The sequence below is a fragment of the Kitasatospora sp. NBC_01287 genome, assembly GCF_026340565.1.
Classification (GTDB): Bacteria; Actinomycetota; Actinomycetes; order Streptomycetales; family Streptomycetaceae; genus Kitasatospora.
This window is the reverse complement of sequence record NZ_JAPEPB010000001.1, coordinates 1,928,335-1,954,189: the sequence shown is the minus strand read 5'-3', so window position 1 is coordinate 1,954,189 and position 25,855 is coordinate 1,928,335. Positions and strand designations below refer to the sequence as shown.

Below are 25,855 nucleotides of genomic sequence, written 5' to 3'. Positions count from 1 at the left end.
CGCTTCGGACGGCGCGCGCGCCGAGCGGCGGTCGGGCGGCGGTCGGGCGGGCGCCGGGCGAGGGTTGGGCGGGCGCTGGGTGGGCGCCGTGCGGTGGTCGGGCGGGCCGACTCGCTGAACGAGCTGAAGTTGCCGTCGATCTCCCCTGTTCGGATCAGTCCGGCACTACCATCCGGGCTATGACACAGGTAGCTCGGGGGGTGATCCCGGCCCAGGTGGACCCCGACGCGGTCCCGCTCCGGGACCACTACATCGTCTGCGGGGCCAACGCCCTGGCCCATCGCCTCATCGTGGAACTGATCGAGCACTACGAGGTCCCCGTGGTGGCGATCGTGCCCGACCGGATGCACGACCACGCGCCCCGGATCGACCGGCTCGACGGCGTCGCCGCGGTGGTGGAGTCCAGCCGGGTCACCGAGGAGGCGCTGGTGGCCGCGGGCGCCGCCGGCGCCCGCGGCATCGCCCTGGTGGACGGCGACGACCAGGCCAGCATCCACACCGCGCTGAGCGCGCAGGGGCTCAACCCGGAGATCCGGATCGTGCTGCGGATGTTCAACCAGCGGCTCGGCGACCAGATCCAGGGACTGCTGAAGAACTGCGCCGCGCTCTCCGGCTCGGCCACCGCCGCGCCCGCCTTCGCCAACGGCGCGCTCGCCCGTCCCAACTCGGTGCGGGTCGGTGACCGCTTCCTCTACATCGCGTACGACGCCGACTTCCACGCCGGCCACCTCTGCGTGGCCGCCGACCGGATAGACCGCCAGGACCTGACCAGGCTGCGCCTGCTGCCCGCCACCGAACCGGCCTCCTCCGACTTCATCCGGCTGGCCCAGGCCTTCGGCGAGGGCGGCCCGATCGAGGTGGGGCCCGGTGGCGGGCCGGGCGGCTCGGTGGAGAGCGGGGACGGCCTCGCCGTGCTGCAGACCCTGCCCACCGAGCCCCGGTTGCGGGTGCCGCTGCGCTTCCGGCTGCTCTACCGCTTCCTGGACACGCTGCGCTTCTTCACCGGCGTACGGCTGCGCCTGGTGCTCTTCACCGCCTTCGCCGCCATCTTCGCCTCGTTCCTGGTCATCTGGTACTTCAACCGGAACTTCGCCTGGACGGTCTACGTCACCCTGCTCGACATGGCCGGCGCCGCCCAGCCCGACCAACTCGGCGGCGAGCCGGGCAGCGGCACCGGCGGCAGCCTGCAGCGGGTGGCCCAGGTGGTGATCACCTTCTGCGGCATCACCTTCGTGCCGGTGCTCACCGCGATCATGGTCGACGTGCTCGCCTCCGGCCGCCGGGGGCAGCCGCGCGGCCCCAGCGCGGGCCTGCGCGGACACGTGATCGTGGTCGGCCTCGGCAATGTCGGGACCAGGGTGGCCACCCTGATGCACGAACTCGGGGTGCCGGTGGCCGCGCTGGAGCGCGACCCGCAGGCCCGCGGGATCGCCGCGATGCGCGCGCTCGGCATACCGGTGGTGGTCGGTGACGGGCCGCTGGCCGACCAGCTGAGGATCGCCCGGGCCCGGCACGCCCGCGCCGTGGTCGCCGTCACGAGTGACGACGCGGTCAACCTGGAAGCCGCGCTGGAGGCCAGGGCGCAGCGGGAGAGCGTGCGGATCGTGGTGCGCCTGTTCGACGACGACTTCGCGCAGCACGTCTACTCCACGCTGGGCAACGTCGCCTCCCGCTCGGTCTCCTACCTGGCCGCGCCCGCCTTCGCCGCCGCGCTGATGGGCCGTGAGGTGCTGGGCACGCTGTCGGTCTTCCGGCACGTGCTGCTGATCGCCGAACTGGTGGCGGAGGAGGGTGGGGAGCTGGTCGGGATGAGCCGCAACGACCTGGAGGCGATCGGCGGGCTGCGGGTGCTCGCGGTGCGGCTGGCCCGCTCGCCCGGCAGCTACCAGTGGGGCTACGCCGACCGCAGCCGCGGCCTGCTGGCCGGCGACCGGGTGGTGGTGGTCGCCACCCGTGGTGGGCTGGCCCGGCTCAACAACGCCACGCCGGAGCCGCTGGTGCCGGAGCCCGCCGGCAGCCGGTCAGGGTCGCTCGGGAGCTGACGCTCGGGAGTTGGCGTTGGGGAGTCGGCGTTCGGAACCTGACTGCCGAGCGCCCGCGCCCGCGGCGTCGGGCTACGGCAGCAGCGAGGCCTTGCGCCACATGGTCTCGCTGCGCCGGTCGATGATGCCCAGCTCGCGGAAGAAGGCCACCGCCTTCTTCGCCCAGTCCGCCTTGGCCTGACGCCAGTGCGGGTTGGCCTCGGCGACCGCCCTGGCCTGCCGGGGGTCCAGGCCGGCCAGGGCGTAGATCCGCGGGTTGACGCACTCGACCACCGCCTCGTACGCGAGCACCCCCAGCACCTGGCGGAACAGGGCCCGCCTGGCCGGGCTCATCCGCGCCCAGCGCCGCTCCAACTCCGGCTTGGCGTAGCCGATGTGCCGGGCCTCCTCGATCACATGGATCTTCGCCACCTGGCGGGCCAGCGGCTGCAGGCTCTCGTCGCGGATCATCTCGCGCTGCATCGCGTCGGTGAACTCCTCGACGAATATCGCGCCCGCGAAGGTGAGGGTGGTGTCGTTGAGCAGCAGGTGCAGCTTGCCGCGCCGGTGCGCCCGCGTGCTGGGCCGGGCCGAGGGGTAGCCGGTCTTCGTGATGTAGCGGGCGAACATGGTGGAGTGGCGGCACTCGTCGGCCACTTCGGTCAGCGCGTACTGCGCGTGCTGAGTGGTCAGGTCGCTGTCGTAGACGTGCCGGACCAGGCCGTTCATCAGGATCAGCTCGAACCAGATGCCCGCCGAGGTGACGCTGGCCAACTGGTGGGTGCTCAGCCGCGCCTGCTGACGAGGTGTCAGGCCGTGCCAGAGTCGGGTGCCGTAGAGCGAGACCCGGTGCGGCGGGATGGCGAACTGGTCGGGGTCGAGCGGAGCCTCCCAGTCGATCTCGGTGAGCGGGTCGTGCGAGTGCTTGGCGGAGACCCGCAGCAGGCGTTCGGCGTTCTGCTCGCGGGCGTCCGGCGCGGTGGGGGCGAGGTCTGGCATGGAGCGGCTCCGGTTCGGTGCGGTGGGGCTGCGCGGCCCGGGCTTCAGCGGGGGGTGCCGCCCAGGGCGCGCAGGGCGAAGGTGATCAGGGCCGGGATCAGGTCGTCGGGGGCCCGGCCGCCGTCGGCGAGCGGGCCGACCAGTGCCTCGCCGACCCCGCCGACCAGCAGTGCGGCGGTCAACTCGGCATCCTGCGGGGGCAGTCGGCCGGCCTCGACGCCCTCGGTGATCCGGGTCGCGATCACATCGCGAAAGGCCCGGCGGAAGACCAGGCGCTCGGCCTCCACCTCCGGGTCCACCGGCTCGGCCAGCAGCGCGTAGGCCAGGCGCGGGGCGCCCAGCGCGCGGCCCGCGAAGGTGCCGATCACCGAGGCGACCTGGTCGTGCAGGTCGCCCGCGAAGGCCGCCGCCGCTCGCACCGCCGCCACCTCCCGGCCGACCACGGCCCGGAAGAGTTCGGCCACCAGCTCGGCCTTGCTCGGGAAGGAGCGGTACACGGTCCCGGTGGCCATCCCCGCCCGCTCGGCGACCGCGGCCACCGAGCAGGCGGCGTAACCGCGTTCGGCGAGCAGATCGGTCGCGGCGGCCAGCACCGTCTCGCGCTGGGCGTCGAGCCGGGCTTGCACGGCGGGTGTCTTCCGGTAGGCCACGGCAAGAAGTGAAGCAGCGATTCAGTTCTTCAGCAAGACCCTGGGCGGCACCGGTCCGGGCACACGCGGAGCCGGGGCCGCGGCGGTTGCCACGGCCCCGGCTCCGGCTCCGGGGGCGGTGTGCGGGTCTGCCCAGGGTCTGTCGGACAGGCACCCGGCCTGACGGACGCCAGTGCTCTGACCGCACAGGTTCACTGAGTTCCTGCCCCGGGCGAAGGCTGGGGCCGATTGGATTGGGGCTGACATCCCATCCGATGTGTGGAGGCGTGGTGGCAGAGCCGGTGAGGGTCCGCAGACTGACTGATCAGGAGGGGCAGCGGCTGCAGCAGATCGTGCGTCGGGGCAGTACCAGTTCAGTTGTGGTCCATGACGTGGAGGTGGACACCGCGTGTGCCGAGTCGATGGAGTGCGCACAGGCCATCGCTGCACATCTCAGGCACTTCTGACGCCAGGTAGCTTCCCCGCCAGGGATCGATGTCCGACGGCTGCGGGTGCCACGGTCAGAAGCCGTTGATGTCCTACCGATCAAGGGAGTTGCTGATCGGACCGCGAGTGGTGGCATTGACGAAGCGTCAGCTTCAGTGCATCGTTTGATGAAGCTCATTCATCTGAGCTGCCACAGGGAGGGGTTACCGATGAAAATCGGGAAGAAGACGGTCGGACTGCTCGCAAGCGGACTGCTGTTCGCCGGAGTCGGGGTAGCGCAGCTCGCCGGGGCCGGCTCGGCGGCGGCGCTGCCGCCGGGGAACTGCCACAAGTCATGGACCAACAACAGCGGCACGGTCTTCTGCCAGGGGGCCGACTTCCGGGCCATCATCACCTGCGTCCAGGCCGACGGCACCCCGTACACGGTGTACGGCCCGTGGGTCGCCTCCGGCCAGGAGTCGACCGCGCGCTGCAACGGGACGGACTGGCTGAACCACGTGGCCTACCCGAGCTCGTCGGTCTCGTGGGAGATCGACAGCTAGTGCTCTGACCGATATGGTTCGCCGGGTTGAGACGGAGGGCCGTGTTGTTCGTAGAGATCGTCTTTGTTGGTTTGCCGATCGACCGTGATGAGGTCGAGGAGGCGGTGGAGGCCGAGTTCGGCCTCCACGGTGAGGTCACAGGCGCGGGCAGCGGCATGGGTCGTTGCCATCTCGACCTGGAGATCGCGGAGGGCTTGCAGCGGGACGAAGCACTGACGCGGCTCCGCGGCGTCCTGGCCGAGCTCGGGGTCGCTGAGTTTGCGGAGCTCAACGTCGGCGATTGATCAGGCCGCCGCCGGTCGGCCGCCCCAGCGCAGGCCCTTCTCACTGCGGATGCGGGCGCGTTCGCGGCGTTGGGCGGCGAGTACGTCGGGGTGGCGGGCGTTGGTGTTGCGCCAGCGCAGGTAGCGGTGCAGTTCGCGGGTCTGGACCGTGTGGTTGGGGTGGTTCGAGTTCGCGAGGGTGAACTGCCTCAGCGGCCCGAAGTGCGCCTCGATCGGGTTGGCCCAGGAAGCGTTCGTCGGGGTGAAGCAGAGGTGGACGTTGTTGTTGTGAGCCCAGCTGCGGATCTTCTTGCCGTTGTGGGCGGAGAGGTTGTCCAGGATCACGTAGACCGGGGCGCCGTCTGGGCGGGCGGCCCGGATCGATCGGAGTGCGGCCATGGTGTTCGTGGTGCCCTTGCGGCGGCGGTTGACGCCCCACAGGGTGTCGTCGCCGATCGAGTAGCAGCCGTGGAAGTAGGTGACGCCGTGGGTGCGATGGTAGGTCGCCGGCAGCCGGTCGGGCCTGCCCTCCTTGGCCCAGCAGGATCCGCCGTTGGGGCGGATACCGAGCGGTCCGAACTCGTCGAACGCGAACGTGCGGTCGGGGAAGCGGTCCAGGACGTGCTCGATCCGGTCGAGCTTGGCATCCCGCTCCGGGTCGGTGGACTCCTTCCACGTCTTGGTCCGTTGGAAGGTGACGCCGCGTCGGGCGAGCAGGCAGCGCAGAGCCTCGCGACCCAGGCGGATCACCCGGCCGTGAACCTTGCGCAGGTAGGCGGCGAGCTTGCGGATCGACCAGCGGGTGAAGGGCTGCCCGAGCTTGGCCGGGCGAGTGGTGGCCGTCTGGACGACGAAGTCCTCGTCGTCAGGACTGAGCAGGCGGGGACGGCCTCCCGCCCAACGAGGGTCCAGGCAGGCCAGACCGATCTCGTTGAACCGGTGGATCACGTCACGCACGGTGTCTTCGTCGGCCGCGACCAACTGGGCGATGACCGGCACGCGGTTGCCGCCGGCCGAGGCCAGCAGCATCATCGCCCGCCGGTAGCGCACCGTGTTCGTGCTGCCCCGACGCACGATCCGCTGTAACTGCTGCCCCTCCTGGTCGGTCAGTCTCCGGACCTTGACCGGCTCCGCCACCACGCCTCCCCACACCTCGGATGTCCGCCCACATCCAACCGGTCCGGACGGTGGCACCGCCAACCCGGCGAACCTATTCGGTCAGAGCACTAGTTGTACTGACAGTGACGGGGCCTCTGGCCAGGCTCCTATGAAGTCACGAACGCCCGTCCGGCCGCGTGCGTGATGACGCCGCCGACGGGCCGACACATCCACAACAGGACAGTCGAAACGTCAGTCGGTACACGGGTCAGACCCGCCGGCAGCGTCATCACGTCCATCATCACTGTCAGTACACCTAGACGGGCTCCGCCAGCGAGAGGCCGAACCGGCCCTCGGGGTCGGTCCACCAGTGGCGCAGCTCGAAGGAGGCGGCGGCCAGTTCGTCCGCCACCCGCTCGCGGCGGAACTTCGCCGAGATCTCGGTGCGCAGCTCCTCACCGGCGGCGAACTCCACGGTCAGGCCGAGCGCCGGGACCGCCACCTGCTGCGCCCGCCGCGAGCGCAGCCGCATCTCGATCCACTCCTGCTCCGCGTCCCAGAGCGCCACGTGCTCGAAGGCCTCCGGGTCGAAGCCCGCCTCCAGCTCGCGGTCCAGCACGTTGAGCACGTTCTTGTTGAACTCCGCGGTCACCCCGGCCGCGTCGTCGTACGCCGCCACCAGCACCGCCGGGTCCTTGACCAGGTCGGTGCCGAGCAGCAGCGCGTCGCCGGGGGCCAGTTCGGCGCGCAGCGCGGCCAGGAAGCCGGCCCGCTCGGCGGGCAGCAGGTTGCCCAGCGTGCCGCCGAGGAAGGCCACCAGCCGCGGCGCCCGCACCGCGCGCGGCAGGTCCAGGCTCGCCGTGAAGTCGGAGACCACCCCGTGGACCGTCAGCCCCGGGTAGTCCGCGGCCAGCGACCGCCCGGCCTCGCGCAGCGCGCTCTCCGAGACGTCCACCGGCACGTAGGTCTCCAGGGTGCCGAGCTCGCGCAGCGCGTCCAGCAGGAGTCTGGTCTTCTCCGAGGAGCCGGAGCCCAGTTCGACCAGGGTGCGGGCCCGGGTGGCCCGCGCGATCTCGCCGGCCCGGGCGGTCAGGATGGCCCGCTCCGCGCGGGTCGGGTAGTACTCGGGCAGCCTGGTGATGTCCTCGAACAGCTCGCTGCCCCGCTTGTCGTAGAACCACTTCGGGGGCAGCCACTTGGCCGGCGCGGTCAGCCCGGCGCGCACGTCGGCGCGCAGCGCCTGGGCGAAGTGGTCGGTGGGGAGCAGACGGGTGAGCTCGAAGGCGGTCATCGGATCCGGTCCTCTCGGGGTGCGGCGGTGGTGTTGACGCGGGGCGCGCCGGTGGTGTTGACGCGGGGTGCGGCGGTGGTCAGGGGTCGGACGGTCACCGCTTCGGGGGTGGCCAGCAGGACGGAGCGGTCGGGCACCGGGGTCCAGCCGGGGCCGTCGTCGCCGGGTTCGGAGGCGACCAGCACGCTGCGGCCGAGCTCCAGGCGGTGGAAGAGGGTGTCGCCCCAGGTGGTCGCCGCGATCACGTGCCCGTCGGTGACCAGCAGGTTGAGCCGGGCCACCTGCCGCTGTTCGGCGACGGCCGCGGCGATCTCGCCGACGGTGGCGGCCAACGCGTCGCCCACCTCCTGCCCGGCCCGCAGCCGGCGCCGCAGCAGGGCCCAGACCAGCGCCGAGTCGCAGCGCGCCTCCAGAGTGAGCAGGTCGGCCGGTGCCAGCAGCGCGGCCAGCTCGCCGGCCGCCGCCGGCCAGCCGCCGACCGCGCCGTTGTGGCTGAACAGCCAGCCGTCCCCGGTGTACGGGGCGGCCGCCGCCTCGCCCGCCGCCGTCCCCGCGGTGGCGGAGCGGACGGCGGCCAGCAGGGCCGGGGTGCGGATCACCCGGGCCAGGTCGGCCAGGTTCTCGTCGGCCCAGATCGGCACCGCCCTGCGGTAGCGGGCCGGTTGGGGATCACCCTCGGCGTACCAGCCGAGCCCGAAGCCGTCCGCGTTCACCGTGCCGTGCCGCTGCATCCGGGGTGACCAGGACTGCCGGTAGAGTCCGTACGGAGGCTCCACCAGCACCTCGGCCGGGCTCACCGGCACTCCCAGGTAGGCGAGATGACGGCACATCAGCTGCCGTCCAGCAGGTCCCGGGCGGTCCGGAAGCCGGCGAAGATCTGCCGGCGGATCGGGTAGTCCCAGTTGCGGAAGGTGCCCCGGCAGGCCACCGGCGCGACCGCGAAGCTGCCGCCGCGCAGCACCTTGTACTCGGCCGGCTGCCCGGGCGGGGCGAAGAAGACCTCCGAGTACTCCCGGTAGGGCCAGGCCCGGAAGCCCGGGTAGGGCGTGAAGTCGCTGGCCGTCCACTCCCAGACGTCGCCGATCAACTGCCTTACCCCGTACGGGGAGGCGCCCTCGGGGTAGCTGCCGACCGGGGCGGGGCGCAGGTGGCGCTGGCCCAGGTTGGCGTGCTGCGGCCCGGGCGCCGCGTCGCCCCACGGGAAGCGGCGGGAGCGGCCGCTGACCGGATCGTGCCGGGCCGCCTTCTCCCACTCGGCCTCGGTGGGCAGCCGCCGCCCGGCCCAGCGGGCGTACGCGTCCGCCTCGTACCAGGTGACGTGCAGCACCGGCTCCTCGGCCGGGACCGGCTCCAGGTGGCCGAACCGGCGGCGCAGCCACTGGCCGTCCTGCCGGCTCCAGAAGAGCGGCGCGCTCAGCTGGGCGCTCGTCCGGTGCGCCCAGCCCAGCGGGTCCCACCAGCGCGGCTCCTGGTAGCCGCCGTCCTCGATGAAGCGCTGGTAGGCGGCGTTGCTGACCGGCGTGGTGTCGATCGCGAAGCCGGGCAGGTCGACCTGGTGCGCGGGGCGCTCGTTGTCCAGTGCCCACGGCTCGGTGTCGGTGCCCATGGTGAACGGGCCGGCCGGGACGACCGCCTCGGCCGGCAGTCCCTCGGTGGGGGCAGGCCCGGGGGCCGGGGCGGTGAGCACCGGGGCGCCCTTGCGCAGTTGATGGGTGATCAGCATGGTCTCGTCGTGCTGCTGTTCGTGCTGGGCGATCAGTCCGAAGGCGAACCCGGCCTCCAGCAGCGGAGCTCCGGTCAGCCGGACACCGGAGAGCAGGTCGAGCACCCGGCCGCGGACCTCGCGGGCGTAGGCCCGGGCCTCGGCGGGGGGCAGCAGCGGCAGCGTGGGGCGCTCGGCGCGCGGGTGCTCGAAGGCGTCGTAGAGCGGGTCGATCTCCGGATGCATCGGCTCGCGGCCGCCGACGTTGCGCAGCAGCCAGAGTTCCTCCTGGTTGCCGATGTGCGCCAGGTCCCAGACCAGTGGCGACATCAGGCGCGAGTGCTGGGCGGTGAGGTCACCGTCGTCCACCGCGTCGGTCAGCAGGGCGGTGCGGTCGCGGGCGGCCAGCAGCTCGGTGGCGATGGCCTCGCGCAGCCGCTCGTCGGTGAGGTTGGCGAGGTTGGCGAGGTCGCCGGGGGCCGGGGTGGCGGGGGCTGGGGCGCTGGAGGCCGGAGCGGTGGGGGGCACGGTGCCGGGCTCGGTGGTCGGTTCGGGGTTCAGCACGGTGCGTCCTCCTCGGGCGCGGGCCTGCGGGGTGCGACTGGTGCGTCGAGCAGGTCGTCGGCGGGACATCGGCCGCGGGCGGGGTAGCGCTCGACGAACTCGACCAGCGCGGTGCGCAGGTGGCTCAGCGCAGGCTGGTCGGCCAGCGCGCTCTCGGCGGCCGTGAAGCAGCCGAGCGCGGCCTGGCGCAGCACCGGGTCGTCCATGCCCCGGGTGGCGGCCCTGGTCCAGGCGGGCCCGCGCGGTCCGGGCTCGGCGGTGGCGGCCGCCAGCGGCTCCAGCGCGGCGCGAGCGGCGTCGGCGGCCTTCGGATCGCCGAAGAGCGCGGCGGCCAGTGCGGCCGGCACCAGCCAGCCGTCGCCCGGCTGGGCGTCGATCATCCGCAGCTCCAGGTAGCCGCGCGGGCGGACCGGGGGGAAGAGCGTGGTGATGTGGTACTCCAGGTCGGCCAGGGTGGGCCGCTCGGCCTCGGGCCGGGCCAGCCAGTCGCGGAAGGTCAGCCCGACCGGGGCGCTCCACGGATGCCCCTCGGGCCGGCGCACGCAGAGCACCGCGGCGTCCAGCACGTAGCGGGCCCAGGCCGCGCGCGGGTCGCCGTCCGCGTCGGTGGGCGCCTGGGTGCGGCTGGGGTCCATCCGGGACCAGACGGCCTGCCGGGTGGACCGGTAGCCGGTGGGCCGCCCGTCCAGCAGCGGGGAGTTGGCGAACGCGGCGACCAGCACCGGGCCGAGCCGGTGGGCCAGCTCCCAGCGGGCGCGGAAGCCCTGGTGGCCGTCGGGCCCGCTCGTGTCGTCGGTGCCGGCGTCCAGGCAGACCTGGGTGGAGGCGGTGGTGCACATCATGATCTTTCCCCAGGGGCCGGTCCGGCCGAAGAACTCCTCCATCGCCAGGTAACGTGGCTGACGAAGGGTCACCTCGCGCTCCCTGGGGTGGGGTTCGGTACCGTAGCCGGCGAGGGTCAAGCCCTGGGCGGCGAAGGCGGCGCGCAGGGTGGCGAGGTCGCGACGGGTGAGTTCGACGCAGTCGGCGAGACTGTCGGCGGCGGGGGAGCTGAGCTCGACCTGGCCGCCGGGCTCGCGGGTGAGGCGGGAACCGTGCGGGAGGAGCGGGTCCTCGGGCGACAGCCGCAGCGAGTCGAGTGCGGCGTCCACCCGGGTGGGGTCGGGGGCGGTGTGGGGGCGACAGGAGTCGTGGACGAGCCATTCCAGCTCGACCCCGACCCGTCCGGGAGGTCCGATCTTGAAACAGGTGCTGGCCACGTACGCCTCGGCGGACGACTGGGTCAGCGGGGTCACCGTGGGCGGTGCCTGCGGTTTGCTGTCGAGGGAAGGGCTCGACGGTCGTGCGAGATTCACTGAGCTCACCGTCCTCATGATCCGGAGCAGGACAACCAGGTCTTCTTGCCCAGTCTGCGGCGGCCCATACAGCGTTGCCCGGCACTCGGCCGCACTGTGTCGATTCCCCCAGGTCAGGGTGGGCAACCGAGTGAGGTGACCCGCCTCACACCTGACGAAGGAGCCGCCGGGGCGGAAATATGTGGGGAGGTTCTCCCCGTTTGCAGTACAGTCGAGCTAAGTGGGGAGCGAGTCCCCGGAAAGGAGGGTCGCGATGGAGACCAAGCAGGTGGGTGCGTGCAGCTCCGCCATCGCTGCGGGTATCCGCGCCGCGGCGCCCCGGCTCCGGAAGGACGCCACCCGCAACCGGGAGCGGATCCTGGCCGCCGCCAGGCGGCTCTTCGCCGACGAGGGCGCCGACGTGCCGCTCGACGAGATCGCGAAGCAGGCCGGCGTCGGCAACGCCACCCTCTACCGCAACTTCCCCGACCGCACCGCGTTGGTCCACCAGGTCACGCTCTCGGTCCTGGAACGCGGACTGGAGCGGGCCCGGGAGGCCCTCGCCGATCCGGGGGACCCGTTCGAGGCGATCAGCCGCTTCGCGCACGGGGCCGCCGACGAGCAGATCGGGGCACTGTGCTCCATGCTCTCCGAGCACCCCGTCCTGCGGGACGACGAGCAACTCTTCGCCACCAGGCTGGAGATGGAGCGCGTGGTCGAGGAGCTGATGGCGCGGGCCAGGGCGGCCGGCGTGCTGCGCCCCGACGTGGGCCCGGGCGACCTGCTGGTCGCGCTGGCCCGGCTGACCCGTCCGCTGCCCGGCAGCGAGAACTGCCTGGGCAACGAGATGTTCGTCCGCCGCCACTTGCAGCTCTTCCTGGACGGGCTGCGCTCACCGGCGCGGTCCGTGCTGCCCGGGCGCGCCGCCACCCTGGAGGACCTGCGGCCTACGTTTCCCGCTGACCCGCTGACCCGCTGACCCGCTGACCCGCTGAGCCCCATCTGACCGTTCGTTCCGTTGGACCTGATTCTCTTCGTTCGTTCCGTTCCGTTCGTCCTGTTGGTTCTGTTCGTACCGATCGTTCTGTTCGTTCCTTTCGTATCGATCGTTCCGCTGGTTCTGCTCGACTGTTCGCCCGCCAGGTCCGTCCGACCTGCGGACCTCGCTCGATCCGTCGCTGTTCGCTCCTCGCCGATCGCTGACCAGTGGGCCGGGACCGTCCGGCCCCCGAGTCTCCTGGGTTGCGGCACCGCCGCGTCCGACCGTAAGCAACTCCTGCCGTTAGGTGAGTACACCCATGTCACAAACCGTCCCGCAGGCCGACCCCAACCGCTGGAAGGCACTGGGCTTCATCGGCCTGGCCCAGCTCATGGTGGTGCTGGACGCCACCATCGTGAACATCGCGCTGCCCTCGGCCCAGCGCACCCTCGGCTTCTCCGACACCAACCGCCAGTGGGTGATCACCGCCTATGCGCTGGCCTTCGGCGGCCTGCTGCTCTTCGGCGGCCGGATATCGGACCTCTGGGGGCGTCGGCGCACCTTCATGACCGGTCTGATCGGCTTCGCAGCCGCCTCCGCGCTGGGCGGCGCGGCGCAGAGCACCGGGATGCTGATCGGCGCCCGCGCGCTGCAGGGCCTCTTCGGCGCGCTCCTCGCACCGGCCGCGCTCTCGCTGCTGACGGTGATGTTCACCGAGGCGAAGGAGCGGGCCAAGGCGTTCGGCATCTACGGTGCGATCGCCGGTGGCGGTGGCGCCATCGGCCTGATCCTCGGCGGCGTGCTGACCGAGTACCTGAACTGGCGCTGGACCTTCCTCATCAACGTGCCGTTCGCGGTCATCGCGGTGGCCGGCGCGGTGCTGGTGGTCCGTGAGCCCGAGGGCACCCGCAACCGCAACAAGCTCGACATCCCCGGCGTGCTGCTGGTCTCCAGCGGTCTGGTCTCCCTGGTCTACGGCTTCACCAAGGCCTCCGAGGACGGCTGGGGCGCGGGCATGACCATCGGTCTGTTCATCGCCGCCGCCGTGCTGCTGGCCAGCTTCGCCCTGGTCGAGAGCAAGGTCAGCGCTCCGCTGCTGCCGCTGCGCGTGGTGACGGACCGCAACCGCGGTGGTGCCTACCTGTCGCTCGGCCTGGCCGTGATCGGCATGTTCGGTCTCTTCCTCTTTCTGACCTACTACATGCAGAACATCCTGTCCTACTCGCCGGTCATGACCGGTGTGGCGTTCCTGCCGATGGTGGCCGGCATGATCACCGGCTCCACCCAGATCGGCGCCCGCCTGATGAACCGGGTTCCCGCCCGCTTCCTGATGGGCCCGGGCTTCCTGGTCGCCTCGGCGGGCATGCTGATCCTGACCCAGATCAAGGTCGACTCCTCGTACTGGCTGATCCTGCCCGGCCTGATCCTGATGGGTCTCGGCATGGGTACCGCGTTCATGCCGGCGATGAGCCTGGCCACCTTCCGGGTTCGCCCGCAGGACGCCGGTGTCGCCTCCGCGATGGTGAACACCTCGCAGCAGGTCGGTGGCGCGATCGGCACCGCGGCGCTGAGCACCGTGGCGACCAGCGCGACCGCCGCGTTCATGAAGACGCACTTCAACCCGGCGGCGCCCAAGCAGCTGCAGGGGCTGATCGAGGCCCAGGCCGCGGTGCACGGATTCGCCACCGCGATCTGGTGGTCCTTCGGGATCCTGCTGGCCGCGGCCGTCATCGCCTCGGTGCTGCTGAACGGCGGCGGCAAGAGCAACATGGTCGCTGCCTCCGGTGACGGCGAGATCGCCGACGTGCCGGTGATGGCACACTGAGGCACCTGCCCGTGTGACCTGTGGCGCTGTCCCTCCCGGTGGAGGGGTGGCGCCACAGGTGTTTTCGGTGCTGCGGGTGGCGGGCGTGGCGGAGGCGCTGGTGCGTCCCGCCCTTGTGGATGCCGGATGCCGGATGCCGAACGTCGGATGCCGGATGTCCGACGCCGGACGTCAGTTGTCAGCTGACGGATGGCCGATGCCAGCTCCCGGATAACAGATAACAGATGACAGAATCTGAAATCTGTTATCTGTTAGCGCCGCAAGCGCCTTCCGCGGAAATCGGTGGACAACTCGGCAACCGCAGTGGTCGACTCCCACCGCCCGATGAACCGTCGCAGAGGAGCAGCAGGATGGCCGTCAGCCCCCCGTCCCCCGTGGACCGCTTGCGGCTCGCCGTCACCCGCACCGCCGAGCTGGTGCGGGGCCGGGTCGCCACCGGGCTGACCCATGATGACGCCGACGATCACCAGGGCACCGTCGCCACCGACAGCGCGATCGGCTTCGACCCGCTGCCGCTGCTCGCCGAACTCGACCGCCAGGGTGCCCGGGTGGTGGTGATCGGTCAGGTCGCGGGCATCCTGCACGGCTCCCAGGAGCTGACCGGCGACCTCGATCTGCTCTGGGACGGCGCGCCCGAGCGGGCCGCCGCGATGGCCGCCGCCTTCGGCGCGTTCGGCGCTCGCCTCACCGACGACGACGGCGCCGAGCTGCCCTGCGCCCCCGCCGCGTTCCGGCTCCCCAAGCTCGACTTCGCGACCCCGAGCGCGAGCGGCGACTGCTGCACCCCGGCGCTGCCCTGGGGGAGCCTGGACGTGGCGGGCTTCGCCGAGCGCGCGCTCACCGTCCCGGGGCTGGACGGTACGGCGCTGCGCTACCTCACCCGCGCCGACCTGATCGCCATGCGCCGGGCCGTCGGCCGCCCCAAGGACCTGCGCCGGGCCGAGGAGCTGGAGCGACTGATCTGACCGGAGCGGCCGGAGCGGCCGGGTCGACCCGGGGCGGCCGGTCTGACCGGAGCGACCGGCCCGAGCGGAAAGGCGCTGGCCGGGGAGCTGTTCGGGTTCGTATCATCACCGCCATGGCAGATCCCATATACCCCGCCAAGCCGCGTCCGGGTGACCGCGTTGCCGTCCTCTCGCCGTCCTTCGCCGGGCCGGCGGTCTTCCCGCACGTCCATGAGCTCGGGATCCGGCGGCTGCGTGAGGAGTTCGGACTGGAGCCGGTGGAGTACCCGACCACCCGCAAGCTCGGCGCCACCCCGCAGGAGCGCGCGGCCGACCTGAACGCGGCCTTCGCCGACCCGAACATCAAGGCGGTGCTGGCCACCATCGGCGGCGAGGATCAGATCACCGTCCTGCCGCACCTGGACCGGGAGTTGATCCGGGCCAACCCCAAGCCGTTCTTCGGCTACAGCGACAACACCAACCTGCTGCTCTTCCTGCGCAACCTCGGCATCGTGGCGTACCACGGCGGTTCCGTGATGGTGCACCTGGGCCGCAGCGGTTCGACGCACCCGGCGAGCGTGGACTCGCTGCGCGCCGCGCTCCTCGGCTCCGGCCCGTACGAGCTCCGCGCGAGCGCCGAGGTGTGCGATCAGGAGGTGGACTGGGGCCAGCCCGAACTCCTGGGGACCGAGCCGGAGATGGAGCCGGCCGAGGGCTGGTACTGGCACAACGCGGACCGGGTGGTCGACGGCCTGGGCTGGGGTGGCAACCTGGAGATCCTCGCCTGGATGGCGATGGCCGACCGGGAGATCCGCCCTGCTGCCGAGTACGCCGGCCAGGTGCTCTTCCTGGAGACCTCGGAGGAGATGCCGGGCGGCGACGAGGTCTACCGGATCCTGCGCAACCTGGGCGAGCGCGGCGTGCTGGCCCAGGTCCCGGCGCTGCTGATGGCCCGGGCCAAGGCCTGGAGCTTCGGCAAGCCGCTGGAGGGGGCCGCGAAGGCCGAGTACCGCGAGGCCCAGCGGGCGGCGGTGCTGCGGGCGCTGAGCGAGTACGCGCCCGAGGCGATGGCGGTCTTCGACGTCGACTTCGGTCACACCGACCCCCAGCTGATCCTGCCCTGCGGCGGCCGGATCCGGGTCGACGGGCCGCAGCGGCGGATCACCGTCTGGTACTGAGCGACCGGGCTCCGGAGCCGCCTGGCCGCCTGGCTGCTGGACCGCTCAGCGGCCGGGGCCACTGGGTTGCTGGGCCGTCGGTAGGCCCGGCGGCCCAGCGCCGGTCTGCGCCGGTCGGGCCGGTCAGCGCGGCGCAGGCAGTTCGCGCAGCCGGCTGACCGGCGAGACCAGCAGGGCCAGGCCAAGATCCGGGCCCAGTTGCAGGAAGCGCAGCAGTCCGACCTGCTCGTCGGTGGCGTGGGCGTGGAAGGCGTCGATCGCGGTCAACGGTGCTGCGGGCGAGGTCACTTGGGTGCCGATCGACCAGGACGGCCTGCGCCCCGACCTGCTGGCCGACGCCTTCGCGATGACCGGTGCCCGACTGCTCTACGGCCAGCCCAGTTGCCACAACCCGACCGGCGCGGTGCTCGCCGCCGGGCGCCGCCGCCAGGTGGTGGCCGCCGCCCTGCGCGAGCGCCACGCTGGCTGCCGCCGTGGCCGCTGCCGTGGCCGCTGCCGTGGCCGTCGCCGTGGCCGCCGCCGTGGCCGGCGACTGCCCGACTGGACCCTGGGCGCCCTGCCGGCCGCCGGCCTGCACCTCTGGCTGCGGCTGCCGCCCGACCTCACCGAGGACGCCCTCGCCGACGCCGCCCGCCGCCACGGCGTCGCCACCGACCCCGGCTCCCGCTTCTTCCCCGCCGAGCCCGCCGGCCCCCACCTGCGCCTCGCCTTCGCCGCCACCGGCGACCAGGCCCGACCTGCCCCGGGCCGCCCAGCGGCTCGCCACAGCTGCGGCCGAACTGCGCGGGCGCGGGTAGCGGAGGCGCATCGCGCGGGTCACTGGCCGCCCAGGAGCATCCACTTCTCCGGCTTCGCCAGCGGCTCGAAGCCGACCTTGGCGTAGACCTCGTGGGCGTCGGCCGTGGCGAGCATGACGCGGCGCAGGCCGTACGGGGTGAGGTGGTCGCGGGTGGCGGCGGCGAGGGCGGTGCCCAGGCCCAGGCCGCGGGCTTCGGGGGCGATGTAGACGTCGCAGAGCCAGGCGAAGGTGGCCAGGTCGGTGACCACCCGGGCGTAGCCGAGCTGGGCGCCGGTGGACGTGCGGTAGAGGCCGAAGTTGAGCGAGTTGGCGATGGCGCGGTCCTGCTGCTCGCGGGAGACGCCCAGGGCCCAGTAGGCGTCCTCGGAGAGCCAGCGGTGGACCAGGGCCGCGTCCAGTCGCGCCGGGTCGGTGGAGATCTGGTAGCCCTCGGGAGCGGTGTGGGAGTGGTTCATGGACTGATCCAAACAGCCCGGCCCGACGTCAGCCGCGCAGGGTCCCCACCACGCTGTTCAGGTCCGGTGCCGGCCGCAACTCGGCGGCGCGCGGCGCGGGGTGCTCCGGCCAGTGGAGGTGGGCGGTGTCCGGGCGGCCGTTGTGCGGCGATGGCGGGCCGCTCGCGGTGAGGTGGGCGGCGCTGCCGTGCAGCGACAGGGGTTCCCCCGGGAGACCGATCGTCAACCAACCACCGGCCTAGGACAGATCGGCCAGCAGCGCCCGCCCTTCGGGCCAATCTCCCAGCCCGGAGGCTGCGTTGAGGTGGCCGCGCGGGCCGGCCTCGACCAGCCGGGAACCCCAGCCGCGCGCGAGGAGCCGGGCGCGGTCGAGCGTGCAGTACGGGTCGTCCGAGCTGGCCACCACGGTACTGGGGAAGGGTAGTGGCAGCAGCGGGATCGGCCGGAAGTTGACCAGTTCCTCGATCTCCACCGTGTCGATGTCGGCCGGCGCGACCAGCAGAGCCCCGCGCACCAGCGCCCGGGCGGCGGCGCCAGCCCGCGCCGCCCAGTGCGCGACCGTCACGCAGCCCAGGCTGTGCGCGGCGAGCACCACGGGTCCTGACCGTTCCCGTGAGTGCTCCCGCGACCGCTCCGCTGACTGCTCCCGGACCGCCCGGTCCAGCGCGGCGGCCCAGTCGGTCAGCAGCGGCCGGTCCCAGTCGGCCTGTTCGACCCGGACCAGGCGCGGGTCGCCGCGCTCCCAGTGGGACTGCCAGTGCTCGGGGCCGGAGTTCTGGTAGCCGGGCAGCACCAGGACGGTCGGGAGGTCGTCAGTGGTCATGCGGGGGAGGGTAACCGCCTGGTGGGGCGCCGGGTGGCCGCCGCCCGGCATCCGGACGGCAGTCGGGCGGCAGCCGGGCGGGCACCCGGCCGGGAGGCCGGATCGAGGGGCAGACATGTACAGACACCTCAATGGCTGTCCCCGGGTCTTCCCTCGTTCACCCTTCGCTGGAATCATCCCTACTCGCAAGTAGCGGAACCACATGTGACGGACAGTCGAACATCGCCCGTACCCTCCAGGAGGACCCGTGTCCCCGCTCTCCCGCCGCACCCTGCTCGGCTCGGCCGCCGCCTCCGGTGCCGCGCTCGGTCTCGGCGCGCTGCCCGGTTCGCTCCAGCGGGCCCTGGCCGCCCCCGCGACGCCCGGCACTCTGGACGACGTCGAGCACGTCGTGGTGCTGATGCAGGAGAACCGCTCCTTCGACCACTACTTCGGCACCCTGAACGGCGTGCGCGGCTACGGTGACACCTCCCGGGTGCGCTTCCCCGGCGGCTCGGACGTGCTGCGCCAGAAGCTGCTGGGCACCGTGGGCGGCACCGACCTGCTGCCCTGGCACCTGGACACCTCGACCAGCGACGCCCAGCGGATCTTCGACCTCGACCACTCCTGGGGCGGCACCCACAGCGCCTGGGCGAACGGTCAGTGGAACAACTGGGTGCCCGCCAAGACCTGGTACACCATGGGCTACTACCGTCGCCAGGACATCCCGTTCCAGTACGCGCTCGCGGACAACTTCACCCTCTGCGACCAGTACTTCTGCTCCGCCCTGACCTCCACCGACCCGAACCGGCTCTACCTCTGGTCGGGCATGATCGACCCGAACGCCACCGGCGGCGGCCCTGCGACCGACAACACCAAGTCCGGCTTCACCTGGACCACGTACCCGGAGCGGCTGCAGGCGGCCGGCATCTCCTGGAAGGTCTACCAGCAGCAGGACAACTTCGACGACAACGCGTTGGCCTGGTTCAAGTCCTTCCAGACCGCGACCCCGGACTCCCCGCTCTACCAGCGCGGCATGGCCAAGGCCGGCGCGGACGACTTCGCGAACGACGTGGCGGCGGGCAGGCTGCCCGCGGTCAGCTGGGTGGTCGCCCCCACCGCGCAGTCCGAGCACCCCAACTACCCGCCCGCCCAGGGAGCCGACTTCACCGCCTCGGTGGTGCTGGACGCGCTGGCCGCCAACCCGGAGGTGTGGGCGAAGACCGTCGTCTTCCTCAACTACGACGAGAACGACGGCTTCTTCGACCATGTCGTGCCGCCGGTGGCGCCCGACGGGACGCCGGACGAGTTCGTCGGCGGCCTGCCGATCGGCCTGGGCCCGCGCGTGCCGATGATCGTGATCTCGCCGTGGAGCCGTGGTGGCCGGGTCAACTCCGAGGTCTTCGACCACACTTCGGTCCTGCGCTTCCTGGAGAACTGGACCGGGGTGCGGGAGCCCAACATCTCCGCCTGGCGCCGCACCGTCTGCGGCGACCTGCTGTCCGCCTTCGACTTCACCACCAGCGACCGCAGCTTCCCGGCCCTGCCGGACACCAAGCAGTTGCTGGCCGACCTGGCCCAGCAGGACAAGCTGCTGCTGCCGCCGCTCTTCCCGCCGATCGTCCAGCAGCAGCCCCAGGTCGAGTCCGGCGACCGGCCCGCGCTGCCGACCGGCTACCGCTTCGGCTCCTCCTCGCGCACCGACACCGGCACCGGGCAGCTCTGGATCACCCTGGACAACCTGGGCACCCTGGGCGCGGGCATCTCGATGTACACGGTGAACTTCCGTCAGTTCGGCGCCTGGCGCTACACGTTGCCGGTCGGTGGCACGGTCAGCGACTTCTTCAGCGCGCTGGGCGTCAGCGGCGGTCCCTACGACATCGACGCGCACGGCCCGGACGGCTTCCTGCGCGGCTACAAGGGCGACGTGCGGACCTGGACCAACACGGCCAAGGGCCACCCGGAGGTCGCCTCGGTGGAGGCGCCGGACGGGGTGCGGATCACCCTGAGCAACGCGAGCGGCAGCGGGAAGCCGGTGGTCTTCACCGTCGGCGCCAACACGGCCACCGGAGCGAGCGGTTCGACGCCCGCCACGGTGACGGTCGCGCCCGGCACGAGCGTTGACCGGGTGCTCGCGCCGACCGCCGCCGGGCGGTACGACTACACGGTGACGGCGGACACCGGCGACGGCTTCGAGCGGCGCTTCGCGGGGCGGCTGCAGCCCTGAGGCGGTGACGTCCGGGCCGCCCGCCGGCGGCCTCGGGCGTGTGTTTGAGCCAAATACCCGCCGGGTGCTCCGTTCTGCCCGCCCCGGGCCCTGGCCGGCGGGCAGGATGGCATGTGGTCCGGCGCTCGGCCTGCCGGAGCGTCAGTCGAGCGAGAGGGGCCACCAGATATGCGTGGAATGGGCGAACGGAGGGCGGCGGCCGTTGCGTTGGCCTGCGCTGCCGTCATCGGCGCGAGCGGGCTGCTCGCGCCGGCCGCGCAGGCGACCGCGCCGCTGTCGGTGTCGGGGCCGCTGTCGATCTCGGTAGTGGGTGCGGGGCCGGGCTCGGGTGCGGCTTCGGGCCCGGCGACTTCTCCGGCGACTTCTCCGGCGACATCTCCGGGGACCGAGGTCGAGTCGGTCTCGGTGACCCGGCCGAGTGGCCTGGTCACCCAGTTCGGGATCTTCTCGGGCACGGGCGGCCCGGACGAGACCCTCTGGTACCGCACCCGGCGCACGCCGGGCGGCGCGTACGGCGAGTGGCAGCAGATCGGCTCCGTCGGTGTGAACTTCCAGAACCCCGTGCTGTCGGCGGCCGTTGACGCCGACGGGCGGCTGGAGGTCTTCACCGTCGAGCCCGAGTCCTCGGTGCTGGTGCGGATCCACCAGCTGAGTCCCGGCGGTCCGTGGTCCGCCCCGGAGGCCTTCGGGCCCGGCAGCGCCGCCGTGCCGAGGTTCTTCGGCTACCCCGTGCTCTTCCGCGAGCACGACGGCTCGCTCGCCGCCTTCGAGGTCTACCAGGTCGGCGCGGTACCGGAGTTGTACGTCAGCGAGCAGGACCGGCACGGCACCTGGGGCGCCTGGACCGACCTCGGGGCCGGCCCGGAGCCGGAGTCGGTCGGCACCCCGACCAGCGTCACCGAGGCGCCGGACGGCACCCTCACCGCCGTCGCCCACCTGTGGGACGCCTCCTCGGGGTACTACGCCGAGATCTCCCAGCTCACGCCGCGCGGCGCCTGGGGTCCGTGGCACAGCTGCGCCACGGACGGCTGCGCCGGCGGCTGACGGCACCTACGGCTGACGGCACCTACGGCTGACAGCACCTACGGCTCACGGCACCCGTGGTACGCCGGGCGGTCGCGGCCACCCGGCGTACCCATAAGGTACGGGCCATGAGTGGAGAGACGTCGCCGCAGCGGCGACAGGCACCAGAGGTGAGGGCCTCGCACGAGGACCGCGACCGGGTCGCCGAGCAACTGCGCCTCGCGGCCGGTGAAGGCCGCCTGACCCTGGAGGAGTTGGACGAGCGGCTGGAGCTGGCGCTGACGGCGCGCACCGGCAGTGAGCTGGCCGAGCTGGTCGCCGACCTGCCGGTGGTGAGCGGGCCGACGCTGCGGCCGGCCAAGGACCTCGCACACATCGAGGTGGGCAGCTCGACCGTCCGCCGCGAGGGCCGCTGGGTGGTGCCGCGCGCACTGGAGGTGTCGGTGCGCAGCGGCCACGTGCTGCTGGACCTGAGCGAAGCGGTGATCACCCACCCGACCCTGCGGATCGCGCTCAAGCTACGCAGCGGCAGCCTGGTGATCGTCACCCGGCCCGGTGTCGAGGTGGACGCCGACGACGTGACCGTGGCCAGCGGATCCGTCAGGGTCGTGCGCGGGCCATCGTCGCCGGACGCCCCGCCGGAGCCCACGATGCTGCGCGTCGAGCTGTCGGGCACGGTCCGCAGCGGCTCGGTGGTGGCCCGCCCGCCGCGCCGCCGCCGTCGCGGCCCCCTGGCCTGGCTGCGCCGCCACCCGCGCCCGCTGCCGCGCGGCTGAGCCGAGGCACGCGCCGGCCCCGCCACCCGCACAGTCAGTCGGCCCGGCGGCCGCTCCGCCTCACGCGCCGCCGTCCGCGCCCGACTCCCAGAGGGTGCTCGGCACGAAGTGGTTGTCGAACCGCTCCTGGGTGTCGAGGATCTCCTGCGGGCTCGCCTGGCCCTGCCTGATCCGCTCGACCAGGCGGAAGTACTCGAAGCGGTCGGTGCCCGGCATGAGGAAGAGCAGGTCCACGCCGTGGTCGGCCGGGGTGCGGAAGGCGTGCACGGTCTGCGGGGGCACCAGGAGGAAGTCACCGTCGCGGGCGGTGACGATCTCCTCGCCCAGCAGCACGTCGAGCGCGCCCTCGATGACGAAGAAGATCTCGGGTGCGCGGTGGTGGAGGTGCGGGCCGGGGCCGGCGGTGCCCTTGCCCATCCTGGTGCGGACGGCGCTCAGGGCGCCGCTGGTGTCGCTGCCGTCGGCCAGCAGCTGGATGGTGGCGGGAGGCGCGCCCAGCAGCTCCGCCTCGTCCGCGCGGACCAGTACCGGGGCGGCGCTCGTCGGGTCGATCAGGGTCATCGGTCTGACTCCTCGGTCGCGGGGGCCCGGTGGTGGGGCGCCCTCTCCCAGTGGACGGCGCGGCGCCGCGCGATGTGACACGGGCCGCCACTCGGCATGCCGGCTCAGCCAGTTATGCCGACCCCGCCCGGCGCCGGGCCGTCTCGCCCAGGGCCGCCAGGTCCAACTCGCCTTCACCGTGGGCGATTCCGTCCAGCAGGGCGTCCCGCAGCACGCTCGCGATCGGCAGCGGGACATGGGCGGCGGTACCCGCGTCCAGGGCGAGGTTGACGTCCTTGAGGCCCAGGGCGAGGCGGAAGGCGGGGTCGTAGCGCCGCTCGGCGATCATCGAGCCGTAGCCGGCGTAGACCGGGCCGGGGAAGACGGTGCCGGTGAGCACCTCCAGCAGGTCGGCGGCGGCCAGGCCGTTGGCCTCGGCGAGTGCGGTGGCCTCGGCGAGCGCCTCCACCGCGGAGACCAGCAGGAAGTTGGCGCTGATCTTCGCCACGTTGGCCAACTCCGGTCGCTCACCGAGCCGGTAGGTGTGGCGGCCGATCGCCTCGAAGAGTGGCGCCACCCGGTCGAGCAGCGCCGCCTCTCCCGCCGCCAGGATGTTGAGGTTGCCGGCCGCCGCCACGTCGGTGCGGCCCAGCACCGGAGCGGCGACGTAGCCGATGCCGTGCCGCTGGTGCAGCTCGGCGGCGCGGCGGGCCAACTCCGGTGAGACCGTGGCCATGTTGACGTGCACCGCGACGGCGGCGGAGGCGAGCAGCACCTCGTCGAGCAGCAGGTCCGCCACTGCCGCGTCGTCGGCGAGCATCGAGATCAGCACCTCGCCCGACAGCGCCGCGGCCGGTGTGGCCGCCGCCTCGGCGCCCAGCTCGACCAGCGCCGCCACCGGTTCGGGGGAGCGGTTCCAGACCCGGACCCGGTGGCCCGCCTTGAGCAACTGGGCTGCCATCTCGCGTCCCATGGCGCCCAGTCCGATGAAACCGACGTTCATGGGCGTTCTCCTCATGTTCGGTGCTGACGGTCCGTCGTATCGTAACCATCGGCCCGGGGTTGCGGCCGGCGCACGCCCTACCGCCCCGCCGGATCTTCCGGCGGGGCGGTAGGGGCAATGGCCTGACGCGGCCTCAGCCGCGCGCGGCCCGGAGCCGGGTGGTGTCACCCGGCCCGAACGGCACCGGGGTCCGCACGCCGGCGGGTGCCTCCGGGCCGGCCACCACCGCCGTCCGTGCCGCCGCCGTCCCCGCCGCCTTCGCCGTCCGAGCAGTGGTGCTGACCGCCGGCTGCGCCGGGGCGGCCGGCAGCTGTACGGTCACCGCGCTCTGCCCGGTGCCCGGGGCGAGCCAGCCGGAGAGCTCACCGGCGTAGGCGGAGCCGACCGCGGTGCTCGCGGTGCCGGTCTGCTGCACCTGCACGGTGCCGGTCGGCGCCGTCACCGGTACCTGCACCCCGGCGGGCGCGGTGATGGTCACCAGACCGTTGCTCTGGTAGGCCGTCACTGTGCCGGCGGCGAGTGCGGCGTTCCAGGCGGTCTGGTTCTGCTCCTGGGTCGCGATGTCCGCCAGGCGCGGGTCGACCAGCGGGGTGTTGCTGTTGAGCAGGCCCTGGTAGCTGCTCAGGACCTGGTTCAGCACCGGGTAGGCGATCCGGTCCTCGGCGAAGTTTCCCTGGTAGAACACCTCGGGCGTGGGGTCGTTGCCGAGCACCCGGGCCAGCGCGATCTTCGCCTCGGTGGGTACGACGGTGCTCTGGAACCCGGTGGTGGTGTCCAGCGGCGCCGCCAGGCAGGTCGCCCCGGCCGCGGTGCAGGCGCCGCTGCCGCCCTGGGCGGTCGAGGTGTAGAGCCAGTTGTACTCGTCCGCCTCCTCGGCCGCGGTCGCGGCGTTGTGGAAGACGTCGGCCGGGTGCCCCGGCACGGTGGTGGCCGAGCCGACCTGGCGCGAGCCGCTCTCCGCCGCGCCGTTGGCGGCCAGCGCGGTCACCCCGAGCGCGGTGAGCGCGGGGGCCAGCGCCGGGTTGTCGGCGCTCTGCTGCGGCAGCACCGCCAGGCCCGAGTTGCCGGCCGTGACCAGCTCGGCGGGGTTGAGCGGCAGGCCCTTGGCCTGGGCCCAGGTCAGGTTGGACTGGACGGCCGAGGTGATCGCCGCCTGGCCGGCCCACTGCACGGCGCCGGTGCCGTCGGTGGCGCAGGCCCACGGCACCACGGTGGTGTTGCGCACGCAGCCGAGGTACGGGCTGCCGTAGGTGCCGTTGACCAGGCGGAACGAGGCGGCGTTCGCGGCCAGGTCCGCCTCGGTCGGGTCGGTGCCCGCCGCGCCCGGGGCGGCGGCCGCGGCGTCGCTGCCCGCACCGTCGACCGCCAGGTCCAGGGTGATGCCGTTGGCCGCCTCCCACGCCTTGGCGGCGTCCAGGTCGGCCGCGCCCAGCCGGATCGGCACGCTGTCGGCGCTGCCCGCGGCCACGTTGCAACCGGCGTCGCCGGCGGTGCACTTGAGCGTCGTGCTCCACCGGTTGTCGGTGCCGAGCACGTTCTGCACCTGGACCGAGAGGTAGTCGCGGTCGAAGCCCAGGTGCACCCCCTGGGTCATCCAGTCGACCACGCCGCGGGCCAGCAGCCGCCACTGCTGCTGGTACTGGTTGTAGGCGAAGGTGATGACCAACTCGTCGACGCCGTCGTGCTGGTAGTCGCCGACCAGGCTGCCGCGCGCGGTGCTGCCCGGGATCGGCACGTCGACCAGCGGGGTGAAGCTCGCCCCGGCGGCCGGGGCGGCCAGCGCGGTGGAGAGGAAGCCGTAGGCCTCGGTCACGTTCGGGTTGTTGTCCTCGAACGGGACGGGGCCCTTGAGGTAGTCGAAGGCGCCGGCCGCGCCGGCCGCCGTGGTGTTGGCGGTGAACCCGTCCAGCGCGCCGATGTAGCCGGGGTTCTGCGGCCAGTTGAGGCCGGCCGCCGGCTGCGGGTAGGTGTTCGCGTCCACCTGGCGCACGTGGTAGGTCTGCTCGTAGGAGAGCAGCGCGTTCGCCTCGGCGGTGCCGGTGCCCAGCGCGCCGACGCTGGGCAGCACCACGGCCTGGTACTTGGCCTCGGTGGAGCCGTCCGGCAGCGTCGCGGTGAGGAAGGCCGCGTCGATGGTGGGCCGGTTGTGGTCGGAGGCGACGACATCGGTGAACGGGATGCCCTCGCTGGTCAGTTCGGCGTTGATCGAGGCCACCGAGGGTCCCTGGTCGTCGATCACCAGGACCCGCAGGTCGGTGCGGTAGGCAGGAGCGGCGCCGTCCGCGTGCGCGGCGACGGGTGCGCCCAGTGCCAGGAGTGAGCCGGTGGCCAGCGCGGCGGCCCATCGTTTGCTGAAGCCCATTGGTTCCTCCACGTCGAGGGGCACCCCGCGCCCGCGGGATGCCTCGGACAGA

Annotated in this window: 25 protein-coding genes; 11 read left to right on the top strand and 14 right to left on the bottom strand. The window is 72.7% G+C overall.

Annotation, left to right across the window (positions count from 1 at the left end):
- Nucleotides 1-179: 179 nt before the first annotated feature.
- Entirely contained in the window at nt 180-2,042 is a 1,863-nt protein-coding gene (locus OG455_RS08105) for an NAD-binding protein (protein WP_266291630.1), read from the top strand.
- 72 nt (nt 2,043-2,114) lie between these two features.
- On the opposite strand, the gene OG455_RS08100 is transcribed toward OG455_RS08105, so the two are convergent.
- Both OG455_RS08100 and OG455_RS08095 read right to left on the bottom strand, forming a co-directional pair.
- On the bottom strand, nt 2,115-3,020 hold the full coding sequence (locus OG455_RS08100; RefSeq protein ID WP_266291629.1) for a diiron oxygenase: 906 nt from the start codon (nt 3,018-3,020) through the stop codon (nt 2,115-2,117).
- 44 nt (nt 3,021-3,064) lie between these two features.
- Nucleotides 3,065-3,670 carry a TetR/AcrR family transcriptional regulator gene (locus OG455_RS08095; RefSeq protein ID WP_266291628.1) on the bottom strand — a complete coding sequence of 202 codons (606 nt, stop codon included), beginning with the start codon at nt 3,668-3,670 and terminating at the stop codon, nt 3,065-3,067.
- 635 nt (nt 3,671-4,305) lie between these two features.
- Between OG455_RS08095 and OG455_RS08085 the strand changes: the two genes are divergently transcribed.
- Both OG455_RS08085 and OG455_RS08080 read left to right on the top strand, forming a co-directional pair.
- On the top strand, nt 4,306-4,638 hold the full coding sequence (locus OG455_RS08085) for a hypothetical protein (RefSeq protein ID WP_266291627.1): 333 nt from the start codon (nt 4,306-4,308) through the stop codon (nt 4,636-4,638).
- A 44-nt stretch (nt 4,639-4,682) separates the two neighbouring features.
- Nucleotides 4,683-4,922, top strand: coding sequence for a hypothetical protein (locus OG455_RS08080; RefSeq protein ID WP_266288840.1), 240 nt, complete (start codon nt 4,683-4,685; stop codon nt 4,920-4,922).
- Here OG455_RS08080 and OG455_RS08075 read toward each other — a convergent pair whose 3' ends face one another.
- The 5 genes from OG455_RS08075 to egtA form a co-directional block, all read right to left on the bottom strand.
- Nucleotides 4,923-6,038, bottom strand: coding sequence for an IS630 family transposase (locus OG455_RS08075; RefSeq protein ID WP_266288838.1), 1,116 nt, complete (start codon nt 6,036-6,038; stop codon nt 4,923-4,925).
- A 277-nt stretch (nt 6,039-6,315) separates the two neighbouring features.
- Nucleotides 6,316-7,290 carry an L-histidine N(alpha)-methyltransferase gene (gene egtD / locus OG455_RS08070; RefSeq protein ID WP_266291626.1) on the bottom strand — a complete coding sequence of 325 codons (975 nt, stop codon included), beginning with the start codon at nt 7,288-7,290 and terminating at the stop codon, nt 6,316-6,318.
- A complete protein-coding gene (gene egtC / locus OG455_RS08065) occupies nt 7,287-8,120 on the bottom strand; it encodes an ergothioneine biosynthesis protein EgtC (RefSeq protein WP_266291625.1) in 834 nt (277 codons plus the stop codon). Before egtC ends, egtD begins: the two co-directional genes overlap by 4 nt.
- Nucleotides 8,120-9,427, bottom strand: a complete 1,308-nt coding sequence (gene egtB / locus OG455_RS08060; RefSeq protein WP_266300694.1) for an ergothioneine biosynthesis protein EgtB — start codon at nt 9,425-9,427, stop codon at nt 8,120-8,122. Before egtB ends, egtC begins: the two co-directional genes overlap by 1 nt.
- Nucleotides 9,428-9,549: 122 nt before the next feature.
- Nucleotides 9,550-10,911, bottom strand: coding sequence for an ergothioneine biosynthesis glutamate--cysteine ligase EgtA (egtA, locus tag OG455_RS08055; protein WP_266291624.1), 1,362 nt, complete (start codon nt 10,909-10,911; stop codon nt 9,550-9,552).
- Nucleotides 10,912-11,164: 253 nt separating this feature from the next.
- On the opposite strand from egtA, the gene OG455_RS08050 reads away from it, so the two are divergent.
- The 4 genes from OG455_RS08050 to OG455_RS08035 all read left to right on the top strand — a co-directional run bounded on the left by OG455_RS08050 (nt 11,165) and on the right by OG455_RS08035 (nt 15,816).
- On the top strand, nt 11,165-11,869 hold the full coding sequence (locus OG455_RS08050) for a TetR/AcrR family transcriptional regulator (RefSeq protein ID WP_266291623.1): 705 nt from the start codon (nt 11,165-11,167) through the stop codon (nt 11,867-11,869).
- Between the two features lie 319 nt (nt 11,870-12,188).
- Nucleotides 12,189-13,694 (top strand): MFS transporter, encoded by a 1,506-nt coding sequence (locus OG455_RS08045; RefSeq protein ID WP_266291622.1) that lies wholly within the window; start codon nt 12,189-12,191, stop codon nt 13,692-13,694.
- Between the two features lie 350 nt (nt 13,695-14,044).
- Nucleotides 14,045-14,659 (top strand): hypothetical protein, encoded by a 615-nt coding sequence (locus tag OG455_RS08040; protein ID WP_266291620.1) that lies wholly within the window; start codon nt 14,045-14,047, stop codon nt 14,657-14,659.
- 113 nt (nt 14,660-14,772) lie between these two features.
- On the top strand, nt 14,773-15,816 hold the full coding sequence (locus OG455_RS08035) for a S66 peptidase family protein (RefSeq protein ID WP_266291618.1): 1,044 nt from the start codon (nt 14,773-14,775) through the stop codon (nt 15,814-15,816).
- 123 nt (nt 15,817-15,939) lie between these two features.
- Here OG455_RS08035 and OG455_RS08030 read toward each other — a convergent pair whose 3' ends face one another.
- The gene (locus OG455_RS08030; protein ID WP_266291616.1) at nt 15,940-16,104 is read right to left on the bottom strand and encodes a hypothetical protein; all 165 of its coding nucleotides are present in this window, start codon (nt 16,102-16,104) and stop codon (nt 15,940-15,942) included.
- A 4-nt stretch (nt 16,105-16,108) separates the two neighbouring features.
- On the opposite strand from OG455_RS08030, the gene OG455_RS08025 reads away from it, so the two are divergent.
- Nucleotides 16,109-16,699, top strand: coding sequence for a hypothetical protein (locus tag OG455_RS08025; RefSeq protein WP_266291614.1), 591 nt, complete (start codon nt 16,109-16,111; stop codon nt 16,697-16,699).
- Here the strand turns inward: OG455_RS08025 and OG455_RS08020 are convergent.
- Genes OG455_RS08020 through OG455_RS08010 form a run of 3 tightly spaced genes read right to left on the bottom strand, consistent with a single transcriptional unit; the run spans nt 16,633 to nt 17,893 of the window.
- A complete protein-coding gene (locus OG455_RS08020; protein ID WP_266291612.1) occupies nt 16,633-17,070 on the bottom strand; it encodes a GNAT family N-acetyltransferase in 438 nt (145 codons plus the stop codon). The genes OG455_RS08025 and OG455_RS08020 overlap by 67 nt on opposite strands.
- Nucleotides 17,071-17,098: 28 nt before the next feature.
- Nucleotides 17,099-17,296 (bottom strand): hypothetical protein, encoded by a 198-nt coding sequence (locus OG455_RS08015; RefSeq protein ID WP_266291610.1) that lies wholly within the window; start codon nt 17,294-17,296, stop codon nt 17,099-17,101.
- 12 nt (nt 17,297-17,308) lie between these two features.
- On the bottom strand, nt 17,309-17,893 hold the full coding sequence (locus OG455_RS08010; RefSeq protein ID WP_266291608.1) for an alpha/beta hydrolase: 585 nt from the start codon (nt 17,891-17,893) through the stop codon (nt 17,309-17,311).
- Between the two features lie 247 nt (nt 17,894-18,140).
- Here OG455_RS08010 and OG455_RS08005 point away from each other — a divergent pair, with 247 nt between their 5' ends.
- From OG455_RS08005 to OG455_RS07995, 3 genes are all read left to right on the top strand, one after another.
- Complete coding sequence (locus OG455_RS08005) at nt 18,141-20,099, top strand: phosphocholine-specific phospholipase C (protein WP_266291606.1); 1,959 nt, start codon at nt 18,141-18,143, stop codon at nt 20,097-20,099.
- Nucleotides 20,100-20,504: 405 nt separating this feature from the next.
- A complete protein-coding gene (locus OG455_RS08000) occupies nt 20,505-21,143 on the top strand; it encodes a hypothetical protein (RefSeq protein WP_266291604.1) in 639 nt (212 codons plus the stop codon).
- Between the two features lie 107 nt (nt 21,144-21,250).
- Nucleotides 21,251-21,898 (top strand): DUF1707 domain-containing protein, encoded by a 648-nt coding sequence (locus OG455_RS07995; RefSeq protein WP_266291603.1) that lies wholly within the window; start codon nt 21,251-21,253, stop codon nt 21,896-21,898.
- A gap of 60 nt (nt 21,899-21,958) precedes the next feature.
- Here OG455_RS07995 and OG455_RS07990 read toward each other — a convergent pair whose 3' ends face one another.
- The 3 genes from OG455_RS07990 to OG455_RS07980 form a co-directional block, all read right to left on the bottom strand.
- The gene (locus OG455_RS07990) at nt 21,959-22,459 is read right to left on the bottom strand and encodes a cupin domain-containing protein (protein WP_266291602.1); all 501 of its coding nucleotides are present in this window, start codon (nt 22,457-22,459) and stop codon (nt 21,959-21,961) included.
- Between the two features lie 112 nt (nt 22,460-22,571).
- The gene (locus tag OG455_RS07985) at nt 22,572-23,441 is read right to left on the bottom strand and encodes an NAD(P)-dependent oxidoreductase (protein WP_266291601.1); all 870 of its coding nucleotides are present in this window, start codon (nt 23,439-23,441) and stop codon (nt 22,572-22,574) included.
- 133 nt (nt 23,442-23,574) lie between these two features.
- On the bottom strand, nt 23,575-25,803 hold the full coding sequence (locus tag OG455_RS07980) for a hypothetical protein (RefSeq protein WP_266291599.1): 2,229 nt from the start codon (nt 25,801-25,803) through the stop codon (nt 23,575-23,577).
- Nucleotides 25,804-25,855: the final 52 nt, after the last annotated feature.